Genomic DNA, 26,114 nt, shown 5'->3' with positions numbered 1-26,114 from the left:
TCAGCTTAACACCTTTATCCGGGGCCGGGACAAGGTAAAGTGCCGGGCAGTGATGACCAACAGGTTCAACGACCGTGGTCGGTAATAGGGAGAACAAGATGAACAGTCGAGCGAAGGTCTATCAGTACGCACGGCCGGTGAAAGTGGCCATCGTGGGCGGCGGTTTCGGCGGCCTGTGCATGGCGATCAAGCTGCGCGAAGCCGGCATCGAGGATTTCGTACTGCTGGAGAAAGCCGAGCAGGTGGGCGGCACCTGGCGCGATAACAGCTACCCGGGCTGTGCCTGCGACGTGCAGTCGCACATGTATTCTTTCTCCTTCGAGGGCAACCCGGACTGGTCCGCCCGCTACAGCGGCTGGAAGGAGATCCAGGACTACATCCTGCGCACCACCGAGAAGCACGGTATTCAGGAAAAGACCCGCTTCAACGCCGAGGTGTGCGGCGCCCACTTCGACCAGGACAAGGCGCTCTGGACCCTGGACCTGAAAGACGGCAGCCAGGTGGTGTGCCAGCACTGGGTGCTCGCCAGCGGCCCCCTGCATGTGCCGCAGATTCCCAACTTTCCCGGCCTGGACCGCTTCAAGGGCAAGGTGTTCCATTCGTCCCAGTGGGACCACGATTACGATCTCACCGGCAAGAAGGTGGTGTCAGTGGGCACCGGCGCCAGCGCCATTCAGTACGTGCCGCAGATCGCCCCGGAAGTGGCGCGTCTCACCGTGGTGCAGCGCACCCCGGGCTGGATCATCCCCCGCGACGAGCGCACCTACTCCAAACTGACCAAGACCCTGTTCCGGCGCTTCCCGCTGCTGCGCAAGCTGCACCGGGTGCGGCTCTACTGGAGCAACGAATCCCGGGTGGTGCCGATCTTCCACCCGCGCCTGGCGGGCCTGCTGGAAAAAGTGGTCAAGCAGTTCATCCGTTTCCAGGTCAAGGACAAGGAGACCGCCCGCAAGCTGACCCCCAGCTACACCCTGGGCTGCAAGCGGATCATGATCTCCAACCGCTACTACCCGACCTTCAACCGCGACAACGTGGAGCTGTTCACCGAGGGCGTCAAGGAAGTGCGCGAGAACAGCATCGTGTTCACCGACGGCAGCGAACGGGAGATGGACTGCCTGATCCTGGGCACCGGCTTTATCGTCGACCCGCGCATTTACATGAAGGATTTCCCGATCACCGGGCTGGACGGCCGCAAGCTGCAGGACGACTGGGCGGACGCCTCCGAGGCCTACCTGGGCATCACCGTGGCGGGCTACCCGAACATGTTCCAGATGGTCGGCCCCAACACCGGCCTGGGCCATAACTCCATCATCTTCATGATCGAGTGCCAGGCGGAATACATCCGCGACGCGATCCAGAAGCTGGACGCCAAGGGCGGCGACTACCTGGACGTGAAGCGCGCCGAGATGGACGCCTTCAACGACAAGCTCCAGGAAGACGTGTCGGGCACCGTCTGGCAGCAGGGTGGCTGCAGCAGCTGGTACCAGCAGGCGGACGGCAAGAACGTGGCGATCTGGCCCTACAGCACCTGGCGCTACTGGCTGAAAACGCGCCGCGTCGAGGACCGCGTTTACCACTGGGAAAAGGTCCGCCAGGCGCAAAAAGCCGCCTCCTGAATGTTGGGTTCCACTTCCTTTGCGGTTAGGCTTAACGCCGTCGCAAAGGAGTGGCCATGACCCGCGAAGGCAACCGCAAACCGGAAATCCTCGATACCCGCCTGGTGGCGAAAAGCCGCCTGTTCGGCATCGAGGAGATGCACCTGCGTTTCAGCAACGGCGTGGAACGCACCTACGAACGCCTGCGCACCCCGCCGATCGCCGGCGTCATGTGCGTGCCGATGCTCGACCGCGACACCGTGGTGCTGATCCGCGAGTACGGCGCCGGCGTCGACGAGTATCAGATCACCCTGCCCAAGGGCGCCTACGAACACGGCGAGGACTGGCGCGACGCCGCCAACCGTGAGCTGAAGGAAGAGGCCGGCTACGGCGCCCGGAAGCTCACCCTGCTCAAGCGCATGACCCTGTCCCCGGGCTACATGGGCCACCATATTACCGTCGCTCTGGCCGAGGACCTCTACGAAGAGCGCCTGCCCGGCGACGAACCCGAACCCCTGGAAGTGATTCCCTGGAAACTGTCACGGCTGGATGAGCTGCTGCAGCGCGAGGATGTGACCGAAGCCCGCGTGATCGCCGCCCTGTTGATGACCCAACGTTTGATGGACCGCTGAATGAACGATTTGAACGCCCTGCTGGGCCCGGTATCCGCCATCGCCGTGGACGCCGGCGCCGCCATCCTTGAAATCTACAATCGCGGCGACGTGGACGTGGACCACAAGGACGACAACAGCCCGATCACCGAGGCCGACCGCGCCGCCCACAACCTGATCGAAGCGCGCCTGCAGGCCCTGACCCCGGAGATTCCGGTGTTCTCCGAGGAGTCCGGCGGCATCGCCTATGAAGACCGCAAGGACTGGCCCCGTTTCTGGCTGGTGGACCCGCTCGACGGCACCAAGGAATTCATCAAGCGCAACGGCGAGTTCACCGTCAACATCGCCCTGGTGGAAGACGGCGTGCCGGTGCTGGGCGTGGTGCACGTGCCGGTCACCGCGATCACCTACTCCGGCGGCCGCGGCCTGGGGGCGTTCAAGGGAGAGGGCGGCCAGCGCTCGCCGATCCGTTGTCGGGAGCGGCACGCGCCGATCGTGATGGTGGCCAGCCGCCGCCACGGCGCCGAGCAGGTGGCGGCGCTGGAGCGCCTGATCGAGGGGCAGCTGGGCCCGGTGGAGAAAACCTCCATGGGCTCATCGCTGAAGCTGTGTCTGGTGGCGGAAGGCGCGGCGGACATCTACCCGCGCCTGGCGCCCACCTGCGAGTGGGACACCGCCGCCGCCCACGCGGTGGTCAACGCCGCCGGCGGGGTGGTAGTGAACACTCACTTTGAGCCCCTGAGCTATAACAAGCCGGATGTGCTGAACCCGCACTTTCTGGTGCTCGGGCAGTCAGCGGAAGACTGGCGCTTTATCGAGCCCGCGCTGGCCTGACGATCAGGTCAGCCAGGTCGGCATCACGTCCAGCAGCACCAGTTGCAGGCGCTGGCTGAGCAGGTGGGCGCCGGCGGTGATCATGCACAGATGCACCAGCGGCATCATGATGCCCAGCGCCAGCACATTGACCAGCAGGCGCTGGCGAATCCGACCGGTCCAGAGAACCGCCGCCACCATCACCAGCGCGCCCAGCGGAATCGCCAGCATTTCCCAGAGATTGTAATCGGGCAGGGTGAGCGCCAGGGGCAGGTCGTTGAGCAGGCTAGGCATCGTTTTCACTCGGTACGGCCGGAATATTTCCGTCTGTTGGTGTCTGTTACCGAATGTTATCGACCGCTAGTAGGATTTCCTTTAATTGCGTCACAAAACTAATGCCAAAGTGCCATCATGTAGGTAATAGTTACTACCCGGCACGTTCGTCCAGGTAAGCCTTCAGGGCGTCCGGGTCGGGCACCGTGATGCGCCCGTAGCTGAACCGGATCAGCCCGCGCTGCTCCAGGGCCTTGAGCACGCCGTGCACGCCCTGGCGGGTCATGCCCATCATGTTGGCGATGTGCTCGCGGGTCAGTTTGAAGGTCACCGGGCCGGGGCCGCGCTGGGGATCGTGCATGTGCGCCAGGAACAGCAGCCGCCGGCCCACCCGCCCGGGCATGTCGCGCAGGGCGTTGTCCTCGATGATGGAGATCGCCGACCACAGCCGCCGGCTGAGCATGTCCAGGGTGCGCGGGTAGGCCTCCGGATAGCGCGCCAGCAGGGCGCGGTAGTCCTGGCCGGGCACCTCCACCAGCTCGCCGTCGGTGTGGGCGGTGGCGCCGAACACCCGGGGCATGCCCGGCGAAAACACCGTGTCGCCGAACCAGGCGCCGGGCTCGAACAGAGTGAGCATGATTTCCCGGCCCTCGGCGTTGGTGGAGCCGATGCGCACATTGCCGGCACCCACCACCGACAGCGCCGACTGCACCTCGCCGCGCTGGTAGAGCACCTCGTTGGCGCGGAACGGCCGCACCCGGGCCAGCGGCGCCACCTCGCGCAGCGCCGCCTCGGGCAGCCCGGACAGCAGCGAGCAGCTTTTCAGTACTTCGAGAACGTGATCGACCATCGCCCGGACACCCCGTAACACCGCCTCGCGCGCCAACTGTCAAACCGTTGACAGTCTCAGTCCGGCGCGCGGCCTAGACTCCCCATCATACATCCAATAAACGCCAGGGCGTTCAAGCCCCAGCCGAGGAGAGAAGTATGGACGGTCATCACGACGAGCCGCGCGCTCAGTTCAAGCATATGGAAGAGGGCACCGCCGAGGATTGGAAGATCATCGGCCAGGCCTTCGGCGGTTTCGCCAAGGAACTGCCCGATCGCGTCATCACCCACCTGCAGCTGCTGGAAGGCGATTGCGGCGGCTTCCCGGTGGACCGCCTCACCCACTGCCTGCAGACCGCCACCCTGGCGCACCGCGACGGCCAGGACGAGGAGTACGTGGTGTGCGCCCTGCTGCACGACATCGGCGACACCCTGGGCCCCTACAATCACGCCGACGTGGGCGCCGCCCTGCTGGAGCCGTTCGTCAGCGAGGAAAACCACTGGATGGTGAAACACCACGCCATCTTCCAGGGCTACTACTTCTTCGAGCACCTGGGCCTGGACCCGGAGCTGCGCGAGAAATACCGTGACCACCCGTGTTTCGACCGCACCGTGGAGTTCTGCGCCAAGTACGATGCCGCCGCTTTCGACCCGGAGCAGGAGACCCTGCCGCTGTCGTTCTTCGAGCCGATGCTGCGCCGGGTGATGGCCAAGCCCAAGCGCTCGCTGTACAAGAACAAACTCGACGCGGACCAGCAGGAACAGCGCCAGACCGCCTGATTCGGTGACTCCGTCGGCGTCAGACGCCGAGGCGTCGGGCCATGGTCTCCATTACCCGGAACCAGGCCTCGGCGCCTTCTTCGCCCACCTCATCGAAGGCGTGGGTGAGCAGCTCCCGCTGGATGCCGGTAAGGCGCGATTCCAGTGCCACGCCCTGGGAGGTCAGCGCCAGCCGTTTCACCCTCTTGTCCGAGGCGTCCCGGGTCACCGCGACCATGTCTTTCTCGACCAGGGATTTCAGCGGCTTATGAATGGCCTGTTTGGTCAGCCGCATGCTCTCCACCAGCTCGTTGACGCTGAGCCCCGGGTTGCGGCCGATAAAAAACAGCAATCGGTGGTGAATACGGGACAATCCCTGGCTTTTCAATATGCTGTCGGGTTCGGCCACCAGGCCCCGGAAGGCGAAATGCAGGGTTTCCAGGCACTGGTTCAGCCGGTCCAGCGAAGCGTCTTCAACCATATTGGTTCACCACCAGTCTCGATTTCGGGTGTATAGGTCACAAAAGTTGACCCTGATCGGCGCGCCTTGCAAGCGTTTTCCCCAGGGGCGCCGTCGTCGGGCCAGCAAAGTGTAACCCGTATAGCCGTCGACCGCAGAGCAGGGCCGTGCCGTGTAGAGAAGCGCAAGGCTAACGCCTGGATATCGGCCGGGGCGTGAAGGCGTCTTTACACGCAACCTGACCCTGGCGGACGGCGCGCGCACCGCCAACGAAAAACGCCCGGCGTGCGTGGCACGTCGGGCGTTCGGAGGCGGACCGGCGAGGAGCGTCAGTCGCGCAGCGCTTCCACTTCGTAGACCGCGGTGGTGCCGCTCACTTCGTAGCCCACCACCAGCAGCGCTTTGTCGTTGGGGGAGTCGGAGGCGGGGATGAACACCAGGCCTTCCGGGCCCAGGTCGCCGGCGCTGGCCAGCACCGATTCGGTGTCCTCGGTGACCCAGTCCTCGCGAGTGTTCAGGTAGTCCTGCATCACCGGCGCGGTCGGGTCGGTGATGTCATAGACCAGAATGCCGCCCATGCGCTCCAGGCCCAGGAACAGGAAGGTCTTGCCGCCCAGGGTGCCGATGGTCAGGCCTTCCGGCTCCGGGCCCTTGGCGTCGCTGCGGCTGTCGAAGTCGCTGCCTTCGTCGTGGCCGCTGTTGAAGTACTCGGCGCAAGGAATGTTGCGCTGCGCGCCGGCCATGCAGTCATCGCTGGCGATGAACTGTTCGATGTCGTCGCCGGAATCCCACACCAGGGCACCCTCGGCATCCCAGATTGAGAACGAGCGGCCGCCGTAGGCGTACAGGGTGTCGTACATGATGCGATCACCGGCCGGGTCTTCCACGCCGGCGGCGGTGAACATCACCGGGTCGCCGTTGCTGTCGGTGCGGTAGCCTTCCGTCCAGGTGATGTTCAGACGGCCCAGCACGTCGTCCTCGCGGCAGTCGCCCGGATCGCCGTCCACCGCACCGCAGTAGCCGAAGGTGGTGGGGTTGAGCAGGCCGCCGGCGCCCAGGGCGCGCAGCTGGGGCGGCAGGTCATCACCGCAGCGGCGGTCGAAGCCGTCCGCGTGCACCAGGTGCTTGACGCGGAATTCTTCCACGAAGCCGAGGCTCGGGTCGCCGGCGCAGCCGGCGCCTTCGGTGCCGAAGTACTCGGCGGTGTCTTCACCCCAGGCGCGCGCGTCGCCCTCGTTGGCGGTAACCAGATAGGTGTCGCCGCTGGCGCTGTAGGCGTGAATGGCGTCCGGCATGTAAAGACCGACCACACCGTCGAAGGTGCGGATGTTGATTACGCCATCATCGTCACTGGCGTCGATGGCGTTGCCGTCCTGGCTGATGTCTTTCTCACCCAGCGGCAGGATGTCGGTCACGGTGGCGCTGGCGATGTCCACTTTGGCCAGGGCGTTGTTCTCCTGCAGCACCACCCAGGCGGTGGCGCCGTCGGCGTCCAGCGCGATGTACTCGGGCTCCAGATCCTGGGCGGTGTTGGCGCCGGGGCCGAAGATCCGCACACCCTGGTCGCGCAGTTCGTCTTCCTGGCCGTTGAAGGCGGTGAAATCCGCGGTGGCGGCCACCGGGTTCTGCGGGTCGCTGATGTCCACCACGCTCACCGAGCCTTCCGGATCCACGCTGTAGTCGTCGCTGGGCTCGCCTTCGTTGGCGGTGAGCACGTACTGACCGTCGGCGGTGAACGCCACCATGTCCGGCAGCGCGCCGACCTCGACAAAGCTGATCAACTCCAAGGTTTCGGCGTCGTACAGGGCCAGGAAGCCGGCGTCGGTCTTGACCGGCGCCTGCACCGCGACCGCAACCAGACCATCACGTACCGCCACGCTGTTTACTTCGGTGTTGGCGGCGATGTCCGAGGTGGTCAGGGTATCCACCAGCGCCGGGTTGGCCGGGTCGTTCATGCCCAGCACGTCGAGCGCGCCTTTCTGGGCGTTGACCACGAACAGACGCTGAGTGCCGGCGTCGTAGGCGGGGATTTCCGCCGCGCTCTCATCGAATTGGCCGGTGCTGTAGCGGCCCATGAAGTTCAGTTTTACGCCGGTGACGGCGGGCGGTTCGGAGGAGGGCAGGTTGTCGTTGCTGTCGTCACCGCCGCAACCGGCGAGCAGGGCGGCGGCAAGGGCGCCGGCCCCCAAAGCAAGCCAGAGTTTCATGGAGTTACCTCGTCATTATTCGTTTATCGGTACCCTGGCAGTGGGCCGAAAACGTATGACAAGGCAATGACGAACTTTTGAAGGTTCCTTGAGGTTGGGTGGTTTGTGGGAGCTTGCCTTGCAAGCGAAAGGCCGGCTTTGCCGGCCGGCGGGATGCCAGAGACCTTGGTGGTGCTGCCGTTAGAGATGCCTTGCCCTAGGCTCCGTAAGCGGCGGCGATGGTGTCGGCGACCGCCTTGTAATGGTCCAGCAGTTTGTTCAGGCCGCTGTGCTGCGTGAGCAGGGAGCCGAAATACCAAAGCGGGGTGATCAGCATCACCACCTGGCGCACCGGCGTGTCCGGACGCAGCTCGCCGGCGCCGATCGCCAGCGTCACCGCATGGGCCACGTAGTCCTCGAAGTGGCGGGACATTTCGGAAATACCCGCCTGAATGCGCGGCGACAGCAGATGCTTTTCGAACCGGGCCCGCGCCGACAGGCTCCAGGGGTTGCGGCCCTTGGCGTCTTTGTTGAACTCATAGAAGCGGCGTTGGCAGTCCTCGGCGGTGAGCCCGATGCGCTGATCCAGGGTCAGGCCGGGCTTGGCCCACACTTCCTGGAACTGCTCTTCCAGGCTGTCGAAGATCTCCTGAAACACCGCCTCGATCAGCGCGTTCTTGTTGCCGAAGTGGTAATGCAGATTGGCCCGCGTGGTGTTCACCACCTCGGCGATGTCGCCGTAGCTGACGTCGGCCAGGCCGCGCTGAATAAACAAATCGCGGGCCGCCTGTTTGATCCGCGTCTTCATCGGCGGCTGGCCCAGTTGCGATTTTTTGTTCGGTCTGGCCAAGCGCCGGCTCCTCTCCTGTGCGTGTGGCAATTAATCTGGAAGTAAATAAAACCACTGTCAATGCTAATTGACGTGTAAGTCAGTATCTGGCTATGTTGCCCCTGACCCGGACGGCGCCTCGGCGTGTCGTACCCGCCCCAGAACAAGACGGACCCCGCTTCATGACCATTAAAAAGCTGCTGATTGCCAACCGCGGCGAAGTCGCCGTACGCATCGCCCGCGCCGCCGCGGACCTGGACATCGCCACCGTGGCGATCTACCCCGCCGACGACGAACGGGCCCTGCACACCCGGGTGGCGGACCGGGCGGTGGCGTTGTCCGGGCAGGGCGTGGCCGCCTATCTGGACGGCGGGCAGCTGGTAAAGGTGGCGCTGGAGCAGGGCTGCGACGCGGTGCATCCGGGTTACGGCTTTCTCAGCGAGAGCCGCGATTTCGCCGCCGCCTGCGTGGACGCCGGCCTGATCTTCGTCGGCCCGGACGCGGACACCCTGGCCCTGCTCGGCGACAAGGCCCGCGCCCGGGTGCTGGCGGAGGAGTGCCAGGTGCCGGTGGTCCCCGGCACCGGCGCCGACACCACCCTGGAGCAGGCCCGGGCGTTCCGCGACGGTCTCGGTGACGGCGCCACCGTGATCGTCAAGGCGATCGCCGGCGGCGGCGGGCGCGGCATGCGCATCGTGCGCCCCGGCGACGATCTGGCCGAGGCGTTCAAGCGCTGCCAGGCGGAAGCCGGCGCCGCCTTCGGCAACGACGCCGTCTATGTGGAACGCTTTATCGAGCGGGCCCGGCACATCGAAGTGCAGGTGCTGGGCGATGGCGGCGAAACGCCGGTCCACCTGTGGGAGCGCGAGTGCAGCCTGCAGCGGCGTAACCAGAAACTGGTGGAGGTGGCGCCCAGCCCGACGCTCTCCGAGGATACCCGCCAACAGCTGCTCGACGCGGCGTTGCGGTTGGCGGCGAAAGTCGGCTACCGCAGCCTGGGCACCTTCGAGTTTCTGGTGGACGCGGACGAAAGCAGCTTCGCCTTTATCGAAGCCAACCCCCGGTTGCAGGTGGAGCACACCGTCACCGAAGAGATCACCGGCGTGGACCTGGTGCAGGCGCAACTGAGAGTGGCCGGCGGCGCCTCCCTGGCGGACCTGGGCCTGACCCGCCCGCCGCAGCCGCTGGGCTTCGCCATGCAGCTGCGCGTCAATATGGAGACCATGGAAGCCAGCGGCGAGGCACGGCCCGCCGGCGGCACCCTGGCCACCTTCGAGCCGCCCACCGGGCCGGGCCTGCGCGTGGACACCTTCGGCTACCGGGGCTACCGCACCAGCCCCCACTACGACTCCCTGCTCGCCAAGCTGATCGTGCATGGCCGCGGTGACTACGCCACCACCGTGCGGCGCGGCTACCGGGCGCTGTGCCAGTTCCGCATCGAGGGCGTGGATACCAACATCGGCTTTCTGCAGAACCTGCTGCGCCGCGACGAGGTGACGGCGAACGACGTCTATACCCGCTTCGTCGACGATCACATGGCCGAGCTGGTGGGCGAGGGCGAACACCCGTCGCTGCATTTCGGCGCCGCCGAGGAGGCCGGCGCCGCCACCACCCAGGCGGCCGTTCAGGGGCCGGCGGGCACCGAAGCGGTGACCACGCCGATGCAGGGCGTGGTGGTGGAGCTGATGGTCGATGAGGGCGACAGCGTCCGCGAAGGCCAGCCGGTGGCGTTCGTGGAAGCGATGAAAATGCAGCACCAGGTGGTAGCCGGCGTCAGCGGCACGGTGCGCCGGGTGGCGTTCGCGGTGGGCGACGCGGTCGGCAGCGGCGACCCGCTGTACTTTATCGAGCCCGGCGAGGTGGCCGGCGACGCCGACCAGGAAGCGGAAGAGATCGACCTGGACTACATCCGCCCGGATCTCGCCAAACTGCAGCGCCGTGACGCCCTGCTGCGCGACGAGCAGCGCCCGGACGCGGTGGCCAAGCGCCGCAAGACCGGCCAGCGCACCGCCCGGGAGAACGTGGCGGCGATCTGCGACGCCGACAGCTTTATCGAATACGGCGGCTTCACCATCGCCGCCCAGCGCGCCCGCCGCTCACTGGACGATCTGATCCAGAACACCCCCGCCGACGGCCTGATCACCGGCATCGGCTCGGTGAATGGCGACCTGTTCGGCGAGGACAGGAGCCACTGCGCGGTGCTCGCCTACGACTACACCGTCCTGGCCGGCACCCAGGGCACCATGAACCACAAGAAGACCGACCGCATTCTGGAGATCGCCGAGCAGCAGAAACTGCCGGTGATCTTCTTCGCCGAAGGCGGCGGCGGCCGCCCCGGCGACACCGACAACGCCACCAAGGTGGCCGGCCTGGACGGTCCCAGCTTCCTGCAGTACGCGCGCCTGAGTGGCCTGGTGCCGCGCATCGCCGTGGTGTCCGGACGCTGCTTCGCCGGCAACGCCGTGTTTGCCGGCTGCAGCGACCTGATGATCGCCACCGAGAACGCCTGCATCGGCATGGCCGGCCCGGCCATGATCGAAGGCGGCGGCCTGGGCTCGTTCAAGCCGGAAGAGGTGGGCCCGGTCTCGGTGCAGCGCGCCAACGGCGTGATCGATTGCGTGGTCAGGGACGAGGAAGAGGGCGCCGCGCTGGCCAAGAAGCTGATGAGCTATTTTCAGGGCCACATCACCGACTGGACCTGCGAGGACCAGCGCTGGCTGCGCCGGGCGGTGCCGGAAAACCGGCTGCACGCCTACGACATGCGCCACCTGATTAACGTGTTCGCCGACACCGATTCCGTGGTTGAGCTGCGCCCGGATTTCGCCCCCGGCATGATCACCGCCTTCGTGCGCGTCGAGGGCCGTCCGCTGGGCCTGATCGCGAACGACCCGAAAGTGCTCGGCGGCGCCATCGACGCCGCCGGCGCCGACAAAGCGTCGCGTTTCATGCAGCTGTGCGACGCCTTCAGCGTGCCGATGGTCAGCTTCTGCGACACGCCGGGCTTCATGGTCGGCCCCGAGGAAGAAGAGACCGCCATGGTGCGCCACACCTGCCGCATGTTCGTCACCGCCGCCAGCCTCACCGTGCCGCTGTTCTCCCTGGTCACCCGCAAGGGCTACGGCCTGGGCGCCCAGGGCATGACCGGCGGCTCCTTTCACGCACCGTTCTTCTGCGCCTCCTGGCCGAGCGGTGAATTCGGCGGCATGGGCCTGGAAGGGGCGGTCAACCTGGCCTACAAGAAAGAGCTCGACGCCCAGGAGACCCCGGAGAAGCGCCAGGCGCTGTTCAACGAGCTGGTGGGCAAACTCTACGAGCGCGGCGAGGCCCTGAGCATGGCCGCCGCCCTGGAGATCGACACCGTCATCGACCCGGCCGACTCCCGCGCCTGGGTGCTGCGCGGCCTGCGCGCCGCGCCCGCCGGCGGCCGCGAACCCATCGCCGGCAAGCGCCGGCCGATGATCGACACATGGTGAGGAAAGCAGTTAACAGTGAATAGTGAACAGTTAATAGTGCGCGGGTAGGGGCCTGTGACGGCGGACCGGCCGTGCCCGCGTTGTTTCGCTGTTAACTGTTAACTGTTCACTCTTAACTATTCACTTTCCCTTTCCTTGGGCTCGATGGCTTGCAGGCCGGGACTCACGGCTCTATAACAACTATCCTATCGCTAAACCATGCAAACGAACTGAAGTCGGGAGAGTGCTTGTGTCTCAACTGGTGCCCGAGATAGACCCGGACGGTCTGCTCGAATACTCCGTGGTGTTCACGGACCGGTCGCTGAATCATATGTCCCAGGCGTTTCAGCAGGTGATGCGGGATATTTCCGCCACCCTGAAACAGGCCTACCACGCCGAGGCCGTGGCGGTGGTGCCCGGCGGCGGTACCTACGGCATGGAAGCGGTGGCGCGTCAGTTCGCCACCGGCAAGAAATGCCTGGTGATCCGCAACGGCTGGTTCAGTTACCGCTGGAGCCAGATTTTCGAGATGGGTTCGATCCCCGCCGCCGAGACCGTGCTGAAGGCGCGGCAGGTGGAGGGCGAGGGCGAGCCCAAGCCGTTTGCGCCGGCGCCCATCGAGGAGGTGGTGGCGGCGATCCGCGCCGAGAAGCCGGACCTGGTGTTCGCGCCCCATGTGGAGACCGCCGCCGGGATGCTGCTGCCCAACGACTACCTGGACGCGGTGGCGGAGGCGGTCCACGAAGTGGGCGGCCTGTTCGTGCTCGACTGCATCGCCTCCGGCGCCCTGTGGGTGGATATGAAGGCGCGCGGCGTGGACGTGCTGATCAGCGCGCCGCAGAAGGGCTGGAGCTCATCGCCCTGCGCCGCCCTGGTGATGCTGGGCGAAGAAGCCCTGCGCCGCCTGGAGGACACCCAGAGCACCAGCTTCGCCGCCGACCTGAAGCGCTGGCTGGGCATCATGCGTGCCTACGAGGACGGCGGCCACGCCTACCACGCCACCCTGCCCACCGACGGCCTGGCGCGCTTCCGCGACATCATGGAAGAGACTCGCGCCCAGGGCTTCCCGGTGGTACAGGCGCTGCAGGAAGAGCTGGGCGGCCGGGTGCGCGCGCTGTTCACCCGCTACGGCATTCAGAGCGTGGCGGCCACCGGCTTCCAGGCGCCCGGCGTGGTGGTCTGCTACACCGGCGACGACGGCATGCACAACGCCAAGAAGTTTATCGGCGAAGGCCTGCAGACCGCCGCCGGCGTGCCGCTGATGTGCGACGAGCCGGACGACTTCAAGACCTTCCGCGTGGGCCTGTTCGGGCTCGACAAGCTCAACAACATCGAGCGCACCGTGGAAAACCTGGAGCAGGCGCTGGCGAAAATCCTCGACTGAGGGCCGCCGCCGGTTCCGCCTTCCGCCCCCGCCGTCCGCGCGGGGGCGATTTGATCTTGTTTTAAGAACCCCGCCCCGTTTCTTCCCTCTAAAGTGACAGACAACAGGGTCGACTTTGTTTACTCTTTTGCGCGCTGCAAAATGTTGCCCCTAAAGACCGTTCTGAAGTAGAGGACCGACCCATGATCCGTGCCATCCTGATTACCGTGTTGCTGGCCCTCGGCGCCACCGCCTGGGCCGCCGACGGCGAAAACGCCATTGAAGGTATCTGGGAGACCGATACCGGCGGCTATGTGCAGATTCATAAAGAGGGCGACGCCTGGGTGGGCACCGTGGTGGGCTCGCGCAGCGGCGAAGCCCGCTACGACACCGAGAACCCGGACGAGAAGCTGCGCGGCCGCCGGCTGCTCGGCGTGACCGTGCTCAAGGGGCTGGAGTACGCCGGCGACAACGAGTGGGAAGACGGCACCATCTATTCCCCGGACAACGGCAAGACCTACAGCGCCCGCGCCACCCTGACCGACGAGAACACCCTGGAAGCGCGCGGCTATCTGGGTATCAGCCTGCTGGGCCGCAGCCAGACCTGGCAGCGCGTGGACCGTGACGCCCCCAATCTGGAAACCGACCTGCTGAAATAACCGCTCAGTCGGCGCTGCCCGCCCGTTGCAGCTCGCCGTCCACGAAGTGCGCGACCATGTCCCCCAGGCCGCGCACCAGGTCGTCGAAGGTGACGGTGGGGTTGGGCTCGGTGAGATAGCGAATCACCGTGAACACCCCACCGTTAATCATAATGAAGCCCATCGCCGGCAGGTTGCCCAGCCGCACCAACTGCGGGTGGTGCATCACGTACTTCATCAGCAAATCCATCAGCAGCCGGTTGATCGGCTCGATCTGATCGCGCGGCGCGAAGTAGGCGGCGTAGCTCATGTAGCGCAGGTAGCGGCCGTCGTCGCGCTCCAGTAAGTCACGGAACCGATAGAGCAGTTCCGCCACCAGCTCGCGGATGTCCATGCGTACCAGCGTGGGAATCAGCGGCCGCACCATGCCCACCACCTCCCGGACCATGTGCTCGTGCATGGCATCGAACACTTCTTCCTTATTGGCGAAATACTCATAGAGCGACCCCACGCTGACCCCGGCGATATCGGCGATATGCCGGGTGGTGGTGTTTTCCACGCCGTTGCGGGCGAGCGAGATAAAGCCGGCTTCGACGATGGCGCCGACGGTGGCGTGGGCGCGCGGCTGCTGGGGTTTACGAGGCATATCCGAGTTGAATCCGAACAATTAGTCGGACTAAGTTGCCATTAATCAATGTCACGGTCAATTCGGCGAGGTTCGCCCTGATGCTCAGCAGCAAAGTGTTTACCAGTAACAAGCTCTCCAAAGGCAGCCGCGCCGTGGTTACCGGCGCCGGCAGCGGCATCGGCCGGGCGTTCGCGCTGGAGCTGGCGCGCCGCGGCGGCCGGGTGGTGTGCAGCGACCTTAACCCGGCCACCGCCACGGCCACCGCCGAGGCGATCCGGGAGCAGGGCGGCCACGCCCTGGCGGTGCCCTGCGACGTGTCCGTGCTGGAACAGGTGGAAGCCCTGGCGGACCAGGCCCGGGAATGGTTCGGCGAAGAGCCCACCCTGGTGATCAATAACGCCGGCGTCGGCGCCGGCGGCAAGCCGGTGGGCGAGATCTCCATGGACGACTGGCACTGGGTGATGGGCGTTAATATGTGGGGCGTGGTGCACGGCTGCCACGTGTTCACCCCGCGCCTGCGCGCCGGCGGTGGCGGCGGCATCATCAATGTGTGCTCCACCGCCAGCTTCGCCGCCGCGCCCAGCATGGGCCCCTACAACGCCAGCAAGGCGGCGGTGCTGGCGCTGTCCGAAACGCTGGCGGCGGAAACCGCCGGCGCCGGCATCACCGTCACCGCGCTGTGCCCCACGGTGGTGAAGACCAATATTTTCCGCGACGGCCGCATCGACGATTCGGTGACGCCGCTGATGAACAAATGGGTGTCGCTCACCGGCGTGTCCGCCGAGGGCGTCGCCGCGACCACCCTGAAAGCCCTGGATAAGGGCCGTCTTTATGTGCTGCCGCAGGTGGACGCCCGCCTGATCTGGCGCGCCAAACGCTATCTGCCCGCCACCTACGCGCGCGGAGCCGGCCTGCTGAGCCGCTTCACGCTGGCCAAACCCTGAACCCCGTTCCGTACCGGAAGGAGACACGCATGGCTTCCATCGATCTCGAAAAAATGCTCGCCAAAGTCAAAGCCAGCCAGTGGGCCCTGGCGGACATCGACTGGGACGCTCCCGGCGCCGACAGGATCACCGCCGAGCAGTGGCCCAAGCTGAAAGCCTTCATGGCCGATCTGATGTGGATCGAGCACGTCGGCGCGCGCGGGTTCGCGGCCATGGCCAAGAAAGCGCCCAACGACACGCTCAAGGAAATCTACACCTACTTCCACGCCGAGGAGCAGCGCCACGCCAATGCGGAAATGGCGCTGATGAAGCGCTGGGGCATGCTCGACGGCGACAACATTCCCGAGCCCAACAAGAACCTGAAGCTGGTGATCCAGTGGCTGGACCGCTACAGCGACGACATGCCCCTGGAAGTGCTGGGCTCGGTGATTCCGATGCTGGAGATCGCCCTGGACGGCGCGCTCTGCACCTTCCTGCTGGAAACCGTGGACGACCCGGTGTGCCACCAGGCGTTCGCCAAGATCAACGACGACGAATCCCGCCACCTGGGCGTGGGCTTCCACGTGCTGGAAATGCAGGGCCACGGTCCGCTCTACCTGAAGACCCTGAAAGCGTTGGGCACCATCGCCGACCCGCGTTTGATTCTCGGCGTCGCCTCCTATGTGCCGCTGCTCAACCGCATGCGCGACAACATCATCGAGATGGGCCTCGGCGAAGAGCGCCTCTACGCGGCGATGAGAAAGTTCGAGCGCATCGGCGGCCGCACCCAGGAAGGGCGCAACAACCCCTGGTACCAGATCATCAGCCGCCACGGCCGGATGGTGGTGAACCGCCGCAACCGCATGTACCACGCGCCGGTGGACGCCATGGTCAAGCTCACCGACCGCGTGCCGGAATGGGTGATGCCGTCCCGCGTGCCGACCTGGGTGAAGGGCATTACCTACAAACCCACAGCGTAACGGCCCGGAATTTCCCGGTACTACGCCAGCAAGATTGTGCGAGCTTGCTTGCAAGCGAAAGGCCGGCAACGCCGGCCGGCTGGATTCCAGAGAGGCCTGGGAGGGCACACCAAACAGCGTCTCTGGGATCCTGCCGGGTGGCTAAAGCCACCCTTTCGCGGGCAGGGCCCGCTCCCACAGGGCCCGCTCCCACAAAGCCTGCTCCTACATCCGCTTGCCAAGCGATGACCCTTTCAATCCGATCTTTCAGCCAGTGAATTCCTATGAATGACGACACCCCCAACAGCAACGAAAGCCGTGTGGCGGACCAGCCTGAAGTGAAGGCGCAAGACAACGCGGCTAACAACGGCGCCGCTAAGAATGCCGCCGCCAAAGCGCCGCGCAAGAAAGCGGCGGCGAAGAAGGCCACCGCGAAGAAGGCGACAGCTAAAAAGGCGACGGCCAAGAAAGCCGCCGCCAGAAAAGCCCCGGCTAAAAAGGCCACCGCGAAGAAAGCGGCGCCCCAAAAAGCCGCCGCCAAGCGCCAGGCGAAGCCGGCCTCGGTGGTGATCGTGGGCGCCGGCTTTGCCGGGCTGGGCATGGCGATCCGGCTGAAGCAGGCGGGGGTCAATGATTTCGTGATTCTGGAACGGGGCGACCGCGTCGGCGGCACCTGGCGGGACAACACCTACCCGGGCGCCGCCTGCGACATTCCGTCCAATCTGTACTCCTATTCGTTCGCGCCCAACCCGGAGTGGTCGCGCAGCTTTTCCGGCAGCAACGAGATTCTCGATTACATCCACTATCTGGTGGACGAATTCGATCTGGAAAAACACATTCGCTTCAACTGCAACGTCACCGATTTGTCGTTCCAGGAAAAAGCCGGTCTGTGGGAAGCCACGCTGGAAAAAGGCGAGGTGGTGCGCGGTCGCACCGCGGTGATGGCCCAGGGGCCGTTGTCCAACGCCAGCTTTCCGAACATCGAAGGCCTGGACGAATTCAAAGGCAAGAAGATTCACAGCGCGCGCTGGGACCACGACTACGACTTCACCGGCAAGCGCGTGGCGGTGATCGGCACCGGCGCCAGCGGCATTCAAATTGTTCCGGAGCTGGTAAAAACCGTGGGCAAGTTGAAAGTGTTCCAGCGCACACCGGGCTGGGTGGTGCCGCGTCCGGATTTCAAAACGCCGGACTGGCACAAGAAGTTGTTCAAGAAAGTACCCGCCAGCCAAAAGGCGGTGCGCCAGGCGCTGTTCTGGACCCACGAAACCATGGCCATGGCAGTGATCTGGAACTCGCCGCTGACCCGCGTGGCCGAGCGTCTCAGTCTGGCGCACCTGCATAACCAGGTGGAAGACGACTGGATGCGCCGGCAGCTGACCCCGGACTTCCGCATCGGCTGCAAACGGGTGCTGGTCTCCAACGACTATTACCCGGCCCTGCAGAAAGACAACGCCGAACTGATTACCTGGCCGATCGCGCGGCTGGCGCCGAACGGCATCCGCACCTCGGACGGCGTCGAGCACCAGCTGGATTGCATCGTGTTCGCCACCGGCTTCGACGTCAGCAAGAGCGGCACGCCTTTTCCGGTCAAGGGTCTGGACGGCCGCCGGCTGGACGAGGAATGGCAGGGCGGCGCCCAGGCCTACAAGAGCATTAACGTGGCCGGCTACCCGAATCTGTTCCTCACCTTCGGCCCTAACTCCGGCCCGGGCCATAACTCGGCGCTGGTGTATATGGAGTCCCAGCTCGACTATGCGGTGAAGGGCATTCTGCGCATCCTCGACGGCAATCTGAAAATGCTGGATGTGAAGGAAGACGTTCAGCAGCGCCATAACCAGCGCCTGCAAAAGCGCCTCGCCAAAACCAACTGGAACTCCGGCTGCAAGAGCTGGTACCTCACCGAGGACGGCTTCAACGCCACCATGTTTCCGGGCTTCGCCACCCAGTACCAAAGGCAGATGGCGCAGTTCGAGGAGCGGGACTATCAGCTGGTGCCTGCCTGAAGGGAGGATCGCGCCAGCGGATTGGCCGTAGCGACGACGGAACGGCCCACTCTGCACTTTCGGTGACGGGCGGGCGAAGGCATTATTGCCCCCCAGGAAAAGATGCCATTGAGCAATGTAAGCCTGGCCGCCCGGCAGCCGCGCGAAGCGCGCTGCCGGCGGACCGGCGCTGGAGGTAGTAATGTCCAATAACCATTTCGACGTGCTGATTATCGGCGCCGGTTTGTCCGGGGTGGGCGCGGCGTGTCACCTGAGCCGTCAGTCCCCGGACCGCAGCTTCGCCCTGATCGAGCGCCGCAAGCGCATCGGCGGCACCTGGGACCTGTTCCGTTATCCCGGTATCCGTTCGGATTCCGACATGTACACCCTGGGCTATAACTTCCGCCCCTGGACCGAACCCAAGGTGCTCGCCGACGGCCCGTCGATCCGCGAATACATCGCCGACACCGCCGCCGAATACAACATCGACGACAAGATCTATTTCGAGCGCCGCATGGTCGACGCGGACTTCTCCACCCGCGACGGTCAATGGACCGTGCGCGTGGAAAACGAAGGCAGTGGTGAAAGCGAAGTCTTCACCTGCCAGTTTCTGCTCTGCTGCACCGGTTACTACAACTATGACGCCGGCTACACGCCGGACTTCCCCGGCGCCGATCAGTTCAAAGGGCGCCTGGTGCACCCCCAGCAGTGGCCGGAGGATCTGGATTACAGCGGCAAGAAAGTGGTGGTGATCGGCAGTGGCGCCACCGCGGTGACCCTGGTGCCGGCCATGGCCAAGGACGCCGAGCACGTCACCATGCTGCAGCGCTCGCCGACCTACATCGCCACCGTGCCGGAGCGCGACGAACTGTCGGTGAAGCTGCGCCGCTTCCTGCCGGAAATGGTGGTCTACCGCATGGCGCGGGCCCGTAACATCGGCCTGCAGCGTCTGGTCTACCGGCTGTCCAAGCAGCGCCCGGGCCTGGTGCGCCGGGCCCTGCTGGCCGCCGCCCGCCGTCAGCTCGGCGACGACATCGACATGAAGCACTTCCGGCCCAGCTACAACCCCTGGGACGAGCGCCTGTGCGCGGTGCCCAACGGCGACCTGTTCAAGGTGCTGCGCCGTGGTGAAGCGTCCATCGTCACCGACCACATCGATACCTTCACCGAAAACGGCATTCGCCTGAAGTCCGGCGAAGAGCTGGACGCGGACATCATCATCACCGCCACCGGCCTGGACCTGCAGCTGCTGGGCGGCGCCGAGCTGTCGGTGGACGGCGAGACCCGCGAGCCCCGCGACGTGCTGGTGTACAAAGGCGTGATGCTGCGCGACGTGCCCAACATGGCCATGGTGTTCGGTTACACCAACGCCTCCTGGACGCTGAAAGCGGACATCGCCGCCGAGTACGTGTGCCGGCTGCTCAACTATATGTCCCGCAAGGGGCTGCAGCAGGTCACCCCGAAGGACCACGACGGCAGCGACACCGACAAGACCTTCCTGGACCTGCAGTCCGGCTATGTGCAGCGCGCCGCCCACCGGCTGCCGCGCCAGGGCGACAAGGCCCCCTGGAAGGTACTCAGCAACTACCTCTACGATCTGCCGCGCCTGCGCTATGGCCGGCTCAACGATGACGCCCTGGAGTTCGTCAAGGCGGAGGGCGGTAAACGCCGTCGCCTGGGCGTGTCACGCGGCTGACACCGACGCGGCCCGCCCTCGTTCAACGCCCGCCTTTCGGCGGGCGTTTTCGTTCGCGGGCGCTGTCATTTAGTTGTCACGGTAATTGTCGCCGGAAAAATTCATAATCGGGCTCCCCATTAGAACCGCCAACATCGGAGCCCTCCATGAGCAAAGCCGCGACATCCGCTTCGGATTTGCCGGGACGCCTCGCCGGCGCCGCCTGCGATCAGGACGAAACCGTACTTTCCGTGCTTGAAGGTCAGACCAGCCTGACCCCGGAGCAGGTGCACCAGGTGCGCGTGGCCGTGAAGCGGCTGCGGGCGATCTGGCGGGTGATGGCCGGTGTGGTCGACAAGAAGACCGCGCGCCGGCAGGACAAAGCCCTGCGCATGGCGGCACGGGCCCTGGCCGGCGCCCGCGATACGCAGGTGATGGGCGAAACCCTGGAGAGTTTGCGCAAAGGCGCCCGCGACTACGAAAGCGAGGCCATCGACGCGGTGCGCGCCCAGGCCCTGGCGGCCGAGCAGGAACTGGCGTCGCCGGCGATGCCGGAAGGTCTGGAAGGCGTGTTCCGCGCCGACCTCTACCTGTGGCGCAACCTGAACATCGAAGCGGATAATGCGGAGCTGATCAAGAAAGGCTTCGGCCGGCTCTATGCCGACGGCCGGCAGCAGGGGCTGGAAGCGGTGGTGGAGAACCAGCCGGAGCTTTGGCACCGGTTCCGCAAGCGGGTTAAGTATCAGCTCTATCAGCTGGAACCGCTGGAAAGCAGCCTGGACGACTCCGCCCTTTCACTGAAGGAGTTCCGCAAGCTGGGCAAGTTGCTCGGCGAGCTGCACGATCTGCATGTGCTTGACGAGCATCTGCGCAAGCGCAAAAAAGACAGCGAGGATAAAGAACCCTTCGTGATCGTGCGCCAGCTGATCGCCCGCCTGGAGGCGGACCGGGTGGCGGAGTGCCGCAAGCGCACCCGCCGCTGCTACAGCCTCAAGCCCAAGGCGTTCCGCAAAGCCCTGGCCGGCGCGGCCGGCGCCGCTTGAGCGGGTTTCAGTCCCGCTCTTCGTCGCCGTCCTCGTCCTCGTCCTCTTCCGGTTCCAGGTTGGGCTCGAAGGCCCGTTTCGCATCCGGCAGGGCGACCGTGTCGCCCACCGCGATACCCTGGTGCGCGGTGAGCCGCTTGCCGGTTTCCGGATCGATCAACGCCACCACGTCGCCGTAGCTGGTGCCGTCGGTGTAGGCGTCCACCCGCACCCGCGCCACCAGGCCCTGGAAACGGGCCGACAGCACGCTGCCCTTGTGGGGCGTGGCGTCGATGTTCGGGTCCTTGGCGTAGTACTCGGCGACGCTCTGGTCGCCGGGCGAATCCCATTCAATGGCTCTCATTCAGTACGCTCCATGTGTGTGACGCTTCACTGGACAGAGTGCGCCGCGTCGCCGGCTTCGACAACACAGGGGCGCGCTGCAAACGCAAACTCCTGTAAAGAGCGCCGGTTCAGGCGACGGTATCCAACTCCGGGTAGTGGCGGAAGATGCCGCTCTCGTTGAACGGCTGGCGTCGATCCGACTGCAGATACGCCTGGATGCCCGGCCGTGCCGCGACCCGTTCAACCAGCGTCAGCGTTCTGGGAATGCGCGCCCTGTGCGTGTTCATGGTTCTCGGAAACGCGTACTGCAGACCGCGAATAACCTGAAACAGCGACAGGTCCGCGTAGCAGTGCTCGCCACCGGCCAGATACTCCGGCCCGGCCGGGTTCAGTTCCAGAACCCGCTCGAAATAATCGAGAAAGCGTGGCAGCCGCTGTTGGTGGAAGGCAACCGCCCGGCGGCGCGCTTCCGCTTCCTGTTGGTGGTAATACAGCGACGGCCCGATCGGGTGATGAATGTCGTGGATCTCCGCCACCCAGTCACTCACGGTCAGTTGCAGGCCGTGGATCCAGTAGCGCGCCGGCTCGTTGTCGGGCACCAGGGCCAGGGGCGGGCCGAGGAACTGGAGAATATTCGCCACATGGGAAATCACCAGATTGCCGGCTTTCAGAAAGGGCGGCGCGAACGGCGGGCGCGGGGTGGCGTCACCGTTGAGGTAGCTGTCGATGGCGGGCAGGCCGAGACCGTCGCGGGCGTCGCCCAGCCCCACATCGAGATAGGGCGCGCCGGCATCTTCCAGGGCGAGTCGGACGAACTCGCCGCGTCCTTGAATGCCGGGCCAGTAGAAGAGTTCATAGCGCATGGTTTTCCTCCCAGCGCGGCCCGGATGGGCTCGTTGCTGGAACGGTAGTTCAAAGCGCGGGCGCTGACAAATCTATTCTCATTGCGGTTTTACGGTGTGATGCCGGGCTGATCGCGCAGCAACTCAACCAGCCAGTCGACGAACACTTTCACCTTCCCGGACAGGTGCCGGTTATGGGGATAGACCACGGACATCAGTGACGGGGCCGGCCGGTAGTCGGGGAGCACTTCCACCAGCTCGCCCCGGCGCAGGTGATCCGCCAGGCCGTGCAGCGGCGCCTGGACCAAACCGAGCCCGGCCAGCGCTGCCGCCATGTACGCCTCGGTGTTATCCGTGGTGATGCGGGCGGGCAGGGTGATCTCGCGCACCACGCCGTGCTCGAGGTATTCCCAGGGTAGGGACCGGCCGGTGCGACCGGCGTGGTAGTGGACCGCCTGGTGGCCGGCCAGGTCGGCGGGCACGGTCGGCGTACCGAAACGCCGCAGGTAGCCGGGCGCGGCGCAGCTGATCTCCTGCAGCTCGCCGACCCGGCGCGCCACCAGGCCGGAATCCGGCAACGGCCCTACCCGCAGGGCGCAATCCAGGCCCTCCTGAATCAGGTCCACGGGGCGGTCGCTGACGCCGATCTCCAGATTGAGCTCCGGGTACCGGTCGCAGAAGGCGGGCAGGGCGGGAATGATCAGCAGGCGCGCCGGTCGGCCGGGCAGGTTGACCCGCAGACGTCCGGACGGCCGCTGGCCCTGGGTGAGCATCGCCTCGGTGTCGGCCAGGGCTTCCAGCAGATGCAGGCAGCGCTCGTAGTAGGCGCCGCCGTCCACGGTGACCGCCACCCGCCGGGTGGTGCGGTTCAGAAGACGCACGCCCAGATGGGCTTCCAGCTGTTGTATCGCCGTGGTCACGGTGGCGCGGGGCATTTCCAGGGTCTCCGCCGCGCGGGTAAAACTGCCGGCTTCCACCACCCGGGTGAACACCTGCATGGCTTTGAAGCGGTCCATGATGCGGTCTCGATTGTTCAGATATCTGAATAGAGTTAACCATGTGAGGCGGTTTATCCGCCATTCCTGAATGGAACAGACTGGGGACCCGTCATCGACAGGAGTATCGGCAATGCAAGAACGACGTTTGGGCCGGGACGGCCCGCAAGTCTCCGCCCTGGGGCTGGGCTGCATGGGCATGAGTGATTTCTACGGTGGCCGCGACGACCGGGAGTCCATCGCCACCCTGCACGCGGCGCTGGATCAGGGGGTCACCCTGATCGATACCGCCGACATGTATGGTCCGTACACCAATGAGGAATTGGTGGGTAAAGCGATCGCCGGACGCCGTGACCGGGTTTTCCTGGCCACCAAGTTCGGCGTGGTCCGCGACAGCGATAACCCGCATTCCCGTGGCGTCGACGGCAGCCCTGATTATGTGCGGCGATCCGTGGAGGGCAGCCTCAAGCGCCTGGGCGTGGATCATATCGACCTTTATTACCAGCACCGCATTGATCCGGAGGTGCCCATCGAGGACACCATGGGCGCCATGGCGAGGCTGGTGGAGGAAGGAAAGGTGCGCTACCTGGGGCTCAGCGAAGCGGCCCCGGACACCCTGCGGCGCGCCCACCAGGTCCATCCGATCACCGCGCTGCAGATGGAATATTCGCTCTGGACCCGGGACGCGGAGGCCTCAATGCTTCCTCTCTGTCGGGAGCTGGGCGTCGGCTTCGTTGCCTACAGCCCTTTGGGGCGAGGTTTTCTCAGCGGTGCGCTCCGTTCTCCCGAGGATTTCGACAGCGACGATTTTCGCCGGCACAACCCCCGTTTCCAGGGCGCTAATTTTCAGCGCAACCTGGACCTGGTGGACCAGGTGACGGCGCTTGCCGAGGCCAAACAGGTGCTTCCCTCACAGCTGGCGCTGGCGTGGGTGCTGGCCCAGGGGGAGGACATCGTGCCGATCTTCGGCACCAAGCGGCGGCGCTATCTGCAGGAAAACCTGGGCGCCCTGGGCCTCACCCTCAGCGAGGAGGATCAACAGGCCCTGGCGCGCATCTTCCCGATGGACGCCGCCGCCGGTGAACGCTACGGCGAAGCGGGCATGGCCACGCTGGGGCGTTGAACGCGGCGGCTAGCGCCGGGGCGTGGACACCACCGGCATGGCCTCGCAGGGCTCGGCCCACTTCGCGTCGGCGGTGAACAGGGTGTCGGTGACCTGGTGCGGGTAGACCGCCGACACCGCGCTGGTCAGGCGCTCGCGCAGGGTGTCCAGCTGCGGCAGCCCGGTGAGCGGAAAATCCGCCGGCAGCACCACATGGATCATCACATACAGCTGGCGGCCCGGGCGCACCATGCGCACCTGACACTGGCGCACGGGCAGGTCGGCCAGCGCCGCGTCGATGGCGGCCAGCACCGGGCGGCGCAGCTCGCGGGGCGGTGCCCGGTTGAGCAGCTCCATGATCGCGCCCTTGGCCATGCGGATGGGCACGCTCAGGCAGAACAGCACCACCGCGATCACCAGCACCGAATCCACGTAGGGCACGATGTCGTCGCGATCGAAGAAGCGCGCCACCGGGATCATGCAGAAGGTGAGCAGCACGCCGGAGGAGATCAGCGCATTCACCAGCCAGTTCTCGAAATCGGCGCGCATCAGTGGGCTGTCCACGTGCCGGCGGCTGCGGTGCAGCGCCCAGGCGGTCAGCGAGCAGGCCAGGGTGGCGAACACGGCGTAGCCGATGGCCGGGCCGGCGACGATTTCCCGGCCGCCGGCGAGCAGCGCCAGCACCGCGTCGACCAGCGCGAACAGCGCCACGCCGAGAATCAGCAGGCCCTTGCCGGCGTTCACCAGGGATTCGAAGTAGCCGTAGCCGAATGGGAATTTGCGGTCGTCGGGCTGGGCCGCCAGCACGCTGATGCGCACCGTCACCAGGGCGACCAGAAAGTAGATGAGATTGAACAGGCCATCCAGAAGGATGGCCTTGGACTGGGTCAGGGACGCGGCGGTGACCGCGGCGGCGCCCACGACCAGGGACATCACCACGGAAAGAATCAGTGCGCCGCGCTCGCTTTTCATGGCCCGCTCCGGTTGCCGTTAAAAAGCGCAGTCTAGCGCAAATCCCGGCGCGCGGAACGGCACCATGGTTACCGAGGGTTTCAACCCTGGTCGGAGAAATCCTTGTAGGCGTCCATGGCCTTGCGGGTCAGCACCGGGCCCGCCGCCCGGGTAACCAGACGGCGGGCGTTGGGGCTGGCGGCCAGCAGGATGCCGGCGGCCAGCGCACCGACCACCACCGTGCCGGTGTGCTCCCGGGTCCATTGCGCGGCGCGGTCGCCCACCAGGGGCCGGAGATTGTCCTCAATGCGCTCGTCCTGGCGCGAGAGCTCGCGGCTGTCCTTGCCGCTGGATCCGGATTTGTGGGTGGTACGTTGCACCACCACCACGAGCAGCACCGCCATGACCAGCAGGCCGAGGCCGGTGAACAGGGACGCCAGGGGCGCGCCCAGGGACGGCGCCATGGCGAACCAGGCGGCGGCCGCCAGGCAAAGCAGGGCCGCGAAGCCGGTGAGCATGGCCAGCCAGACCAGCGCGTTAAGGCTGAACAGGCTGGACAGGGGGCCGCGTATATTCATCGATCAGCGGCTGATCAGTTTGCCGATCAGCAGGCCCACGCCGAACGCGCTGAGCACGCTGGTGAAGGGGCGCTCCTTGATGTGCGAACCCACTTGCTCGGCCTGGCCTTCGGCCTGACGGCGCACTTGGTCGAACTGATCGCGGGCGTGTTCCACGCCGGCCTGGGCGCGTTGCTGGGAGTTGCGTTTAAACGCTTCGGTAAGCGCGCCCAGATCGCGGCGCAGCTGGTCCATGTCCTTCTTGAGTGCTTCGGTTTCCGGCGATTGACTCATTACAACCTCCTGTTGCGATGAAGAATCCG

General features: G+C 65.5%; 25 protein-coding genes. 13 read left to right on the top strand and 12 right to left on the bottom strand.

The window, feature by feature from the left end; genetic code table 11:
• Nucleotides 1–98 precede the first annotated feature (98 nt).
• Genes ACMG4O_RS01175 through cysQ form a run of 3 tightly spaced genes read left to right on the top strand, consistent with a single transcriptional unit; the run spans nucleotide 99 to nucleotide 3,040 of the window.
• Entirely contained in the window at nucleotides 99–1,616 is a 1,518-nt protein-coding gene (locus ACMG4O_RS01175) for a flavin-containing monooxygenase (RefSeq protein ID WP_414434234.1), read from the top strand.
• Between the two features lie 56 nt (nucleotides 1,617–1,672).
• A complete protein-coding gene (gene nudE, locus ACMG4O_RS01170; protein ID WP_142949810.1) occupies nucleotides 1,673–2,227 on the top strand; it encodes an ADP compounds hydrolase NudE in 555 nt (184 codons plus the stop codon).
• Nucleotides 2,228–3,040, top strand: a complete 813-nt coding sequence (gene cysQ, locus ACMG4O_RS01165; RefSeq protein ID WP_414434233.1) for a 3'(2'),5'-bisphosphate nucleotidase CysQ — start codon at nucleotides 2,228–2,230, stop codon at nucleotides 3,038–3,040.
• 3 nt (nucleotides 3,041–3,043) lie between these two features.
• Here the strand turns inward: cysQ and ACMG4O_RS01160 are convergent, their stop codons facing one another.
• Together ACMG4O_RS01160 and ACMG4O_RS01155 are read right to left on the bottom strand one after the other, a co-directional pair.
• Nucleotides 3,044–3,322, bottom strand: coding sequence for a hypothetical protein (locus tag ACMG4O_RS01160; protein ID WP_414434232.1), 279 nt, complete (start codon nucleotides 3,320–3,322; stop codon nucleotides 3,044–3,046).
• A gap of 124 nt (nucleotides 3,323–3,446) precedes the next feature.
• Nucleotides 3,447–4,142, bottom strand: coding sequence for a Crp/Fnr family transcriptional regulator (locus ACMG4O_RS01155; RefSeq protein WP_214012487.1), 696 nt, complete (start codon nucleotides 4,140–4,142; stop codon nucleotides 3,447–3,449).
• A gap of 137 nt (nucleotides 4,143–4,279) precedes the next feature.
• Between ACMG4O_RS01155 and ACMG4O_RS01150 the strand changes: the two genes are divergently transcribed.
• The gene (locus tag ACMG4O_RS01150) at nucleotides 4,280–4,900 is read left to right on the top strand and encodes an HD domain-containing protein (RefSeq protein ID WP_067607322.1); all 621 of its coding nucleotides are present in this window, start codon (nucleotides 4,280–4,282) and stop codon (nucleotides 4,898–4,900) included.
• Between the two features lie 19 nt (nucleotides 4,901–4,919).
• Here the strand turns inward: ACMG4O_RS01150 and ACMG4O_RS01145 are convergent, their stop codons facing one another.
• From ACMG4O_RS01145 to ACMG4O_RS01135, 3 genes are all read right to left on the bottom strand, one after another.
• Nucleotides 4,920–5,360: a MarR family winged helix-turn-helix transcriptional regulator gene (locus tag ACMG4O_RS01145; protein ID WP_414434231.1), complete on the bottom strand. Its 441-nt coding sequence runs from the start codon at nucleotides 5,358–5,360 to the stop codon at nucleotides 4,920–4,922.
• 308 nt (nucleotides 5,361–5,668) lie between these two features.
• Nucleotides 5,669–7,546, bottom strand: coding sequence for a choice-of-anchor I family protein (locus ACMG4O_RS01140; protein WP_414434230.1), 1,878 nt, complete (start codon nucleotides 7,544–7,546; stop codon nucleotides 5,669–5,671).
• 196 nt (nucleotides 7,547–7,742) lie between these two features.
• Nucleotides 7,743–8,375 (bottom strand): TetR/AcrR family transcriptional regulator, encoded by a 633-nt coding sequence (locus ACMG4O_RS01135; protein ID WP_414434229.1) that lies wholly within the window; start codon nucleotides 8,373–8,375, stop codon nucleotides 7,743–7,745.
• 161 nt (nucleotides 8,376–8,536) lie between these two features.
• Between ACMG4O_RS01135 and ACMG4O_RS01130 the strand changes: the two genes are divergently transcribed.
• The 3 genes from ACMG4O_RS01130 (at nucleotide 8,537) to ACMG4O_RS01120 (ending at nucleotide 13,828) form a co-directional block, all read left to right on the top strand.
• Complete coding sequence (locus tag ACMG4O_RS01130; RefSeq protein WP_414434228.1) at nucleotides 8,537–11,827, top strand: DUF2118 domain-containing protein; 3,291 nt, start codon at nucleotides 8,537–8,539, stop codon at nucleotides 11,825–11,827.
• A 229-nt stretch (nucleotides 11,828–12,056) separates the two neighbouring features.
• The gene (locus ACMG4O_RS01125) at nucleotides 12,057–13,190 is read left to right on the top strand and encodes an alanine--glyoxylate aminotransferase family protein (protein ID WP_414434227.1); all 1,134 of its coding nucleotides are present in this window, start codon (nucleotides 12,057–12,059) and stop codon (nucleotides 13,188–13,190) included.
• Between the two features lie 182 nt (nucleotides 13,191–13,372).
• On the top strand, nucleotides 13,373–13,828 hold the full coding sequence (locus ACMG4O_RS01120; RefSeq protein ID WP_414434226.1) for a DUF2147 domain-containing protein: 456 nt from the start codon (nucleotides 13,373–13,375) through the stop codon (nucleotides 13,826–13,828).
• Nucleotides 13,829–13,832: 4 nt separating this feature from the next.
• Here ACMG4O_RS01120 and ACMG4O_RS01115 read toward each other — a convergent pair whose 3' ends face one another.
• Entirely contained in the window at nucleotides 13,833–14,453 is a 621-nt protein-coding gene (locus ACMG4O_RS01115; RefSeq protein ID WP_142949820.1) for a TetR/AcrR family transcriptional regulator, read from the bottom strand.
• An 80-nt stretch (nucleotides 14,454–14,533) separates the two neighbouring features.
• On the opposite strand from ACMG4O_RS01115, the gene ACMG4O_RS01110 reads away from it, so the two are divergent.
• The 5 genes from ACMG4O_RS01110 (at nucleotide 14,534) to ACMG4O_RS01090 (ending at nucleotide 21,020) form a co-directional block, all read left to right on the top strand.
• The gene (locus tag ACMG4O_RS01110) at nucleotides 14,534–15,379 is read left to right on the top strand and encodes an SDR family NAD(P)-dependent oxidoreductase (RefSeq protein ID WP_414434225.1); all 846 of its coding nucleotides are present in this window, start codon (nucleotides 14,534–14,536) and stop codon (nucleotides 15,377–15,379) included.
• 29 nt (nucleotides 15,380–15,408) lie between these two features.
• Nucleotides 15,409–16,338: a ferritin-like domain-containing protein gene (locus ACMG4O_RS01105; RefSeq protein ID WP_142949822.1), complete on the top strand. Its 930-nt coding sequence runs from the start codon at nucleotides 15,409–15,411 to the stop codon at nucleotides 16,336–16,338.
• A 263-nt stretch (nucleotides 16,339–16,601) separates the two neighbouring features.
• On the top strand, nucleotides 16,602–18,323 hold the full coding sequence (locus ACMG4O_RS01100) for a flavin-containing monooxygenase (RefSeq protein ID WP_414434224.1): 1,722 nt from the start codon (nucleotides 16,602–16,604) through the stop codon (nucleotides 18,321–18,323).
• A gap of 181 nt (nucleotides 18,324–18,504) precedes the next feature.
• Complete coding sequence (locus ACMG4O_RS01095; RefSeq protein WP_414434223.1) at nucleotides 18,505–19,998, top strand: flavin-containing monooxygenase; 1,494 nt, start codon at nucleotides 18,505–18,507, stop codon at nucleotides 19,996–19,998.
• A gap of 146 nt (nucleotides 19,999–20,144) precedes the next feature.
• Nucleotides 20,145–21,020, top strand: coding sequence for a CHAD domain-containing protein (locus ACMG4O_RS01090; protein WP_414434222.1), 876 nt, complete (start codon nucleotides 20,145–20,147; stop codon nucleotides 21,018–21,020).
• A gap of 7 nt (nucleotides 21,021–21,027) precedes the next feature.
• Here the strand turns inward: ACMG4O_RS01090 and ACMG4O_RS01085 are convergent, their stop codons facing one another.
• The 3 genes from ACMG4O_RS01085 to ACMG4O_RS01075 form a co-directional block, all read right to left on the bottom strand.
• Nucleotides 21,028–21,363: a hypothetical protein gene (locus tag ACMG4O_RS01085; protein WP_414434221.1), complete on the bottom strand. Its 336-nt coding sequence runs from the start codon at nucleotides 21,361–21,363 to the stop codon at nucleotides 21,028–21,030.
• Nucleotides 21,364–21,472: 109 nt separating this feature from the next.
• The gene (locus tag ACMG4O_RS01080) at nucleotides 21,473–22,207 is read right to left on the bottom strand and encodes a glutathione S-transferase family protein (protein ID WP_142949827.1); all 735 of its coding nucleotides are present in this window, start codon (nucleotides 22,205–22,207) and stop codon (nucleotides 21,473–21,475) included.
• Nucleotides 22,208–22,296: 89 nt separating this feature from the next.
• The gene (locus ACMG4O_RS01075; RefSeq protein WP_142949828.1) at nucleotides 22,297–23,202 is read right to left on the bottom strand and encodes a LysR family transcriptional regulator; all 906 of its coding nucleotides are present in this window, start codon (nucleotides 23,200–23,202) and stop codon (nucleotides 22,297–22,299) included.
• Between the two features lie 112 nt (nucleotides 23,203–23,314).
• Between ACMG4O_RS01075 and ACMG4O_RS01070 the strand changes: the two genes are divergently transcribed.
• A complete protein-coding gene (locus tag ACMG4O_RS01070; protein ID WP_414434220.1) occupies nucleotides 23,315–24,304 on the top strand; it encodes an aldo/keto reductase in 990 nt (329 codons plus the stop codon).
• Nucleotides 24,305–24,313: 9 nt separating this feature from the next.
• Here the strand turns inward: ACMG4O_RS01070 and ACMG4O_RS01065 are convergent, their stop codons facing one another.
• The 3 genes from ACMG4O_RS01065 to ACMG4O_RS01055 all read right to left on the bottom strand — a co-directional run bounded on the left by ACMG4O_RS01065 (nucleotide 24,314) and on the right by ACMG4O_RS01055 (nucleotide 26,085).
• Nucleotides 24,314–25,255, bottom strand: coding sequence for a cation diffusion facilitator family transporter (locus tag ACMG4O_RS01065; RefSeq protein WP_142949830.1), 942 nt, complete (start codon nucleotides 25,253–25,255; stop codon nucleotides 24,314–24,316).
• Nucleotides 25,256–25,335: 80 nt separating this feature from the next.
• Nucleotides 25,336–25,812: a hypothetical protein gene (locus tag ACMG4O_RS01060; RefSeq protein WP_414434219.1), complete on the bottom strand. Its 477-nt coding sequence runs from the start codon at nucleotides 25,810–25,812 to the stop codon at nucleotides 25,336–25,338.
• Nucleotides 25,813–25,815: 3 nt separating this feature from the next.
• Nucleotides 25,816–26,085 (bottom strand): DUF883 family protein, encoded by a 270-nt coding sequence (locus ACMG4O_RS01055; protein ID WP_142949832.1) that lies wholly within the window; start codon nucleotides 26,083–26,085, stop codon nucleotides 25,816–25,818.
• Nucleotides 26,086–26,114: the final 29 nt, after the last annotated feature.

Origin of the sequence: Alloalcanivorax venustensis, from assembly GCF_047495515.1 — a bacterium.
GTDB classification, from domain to species: domain Bacteria; phylum Pseudomonadota; class Gammaproteobacteria; order Pseudomonadales; family Alcanivoracaceae; genus Alloalcanivorax; species Alloalcanivorax venustensis.
This window is presented reverse-complemented; position numbering and strand designations above follow the sequence as displayed.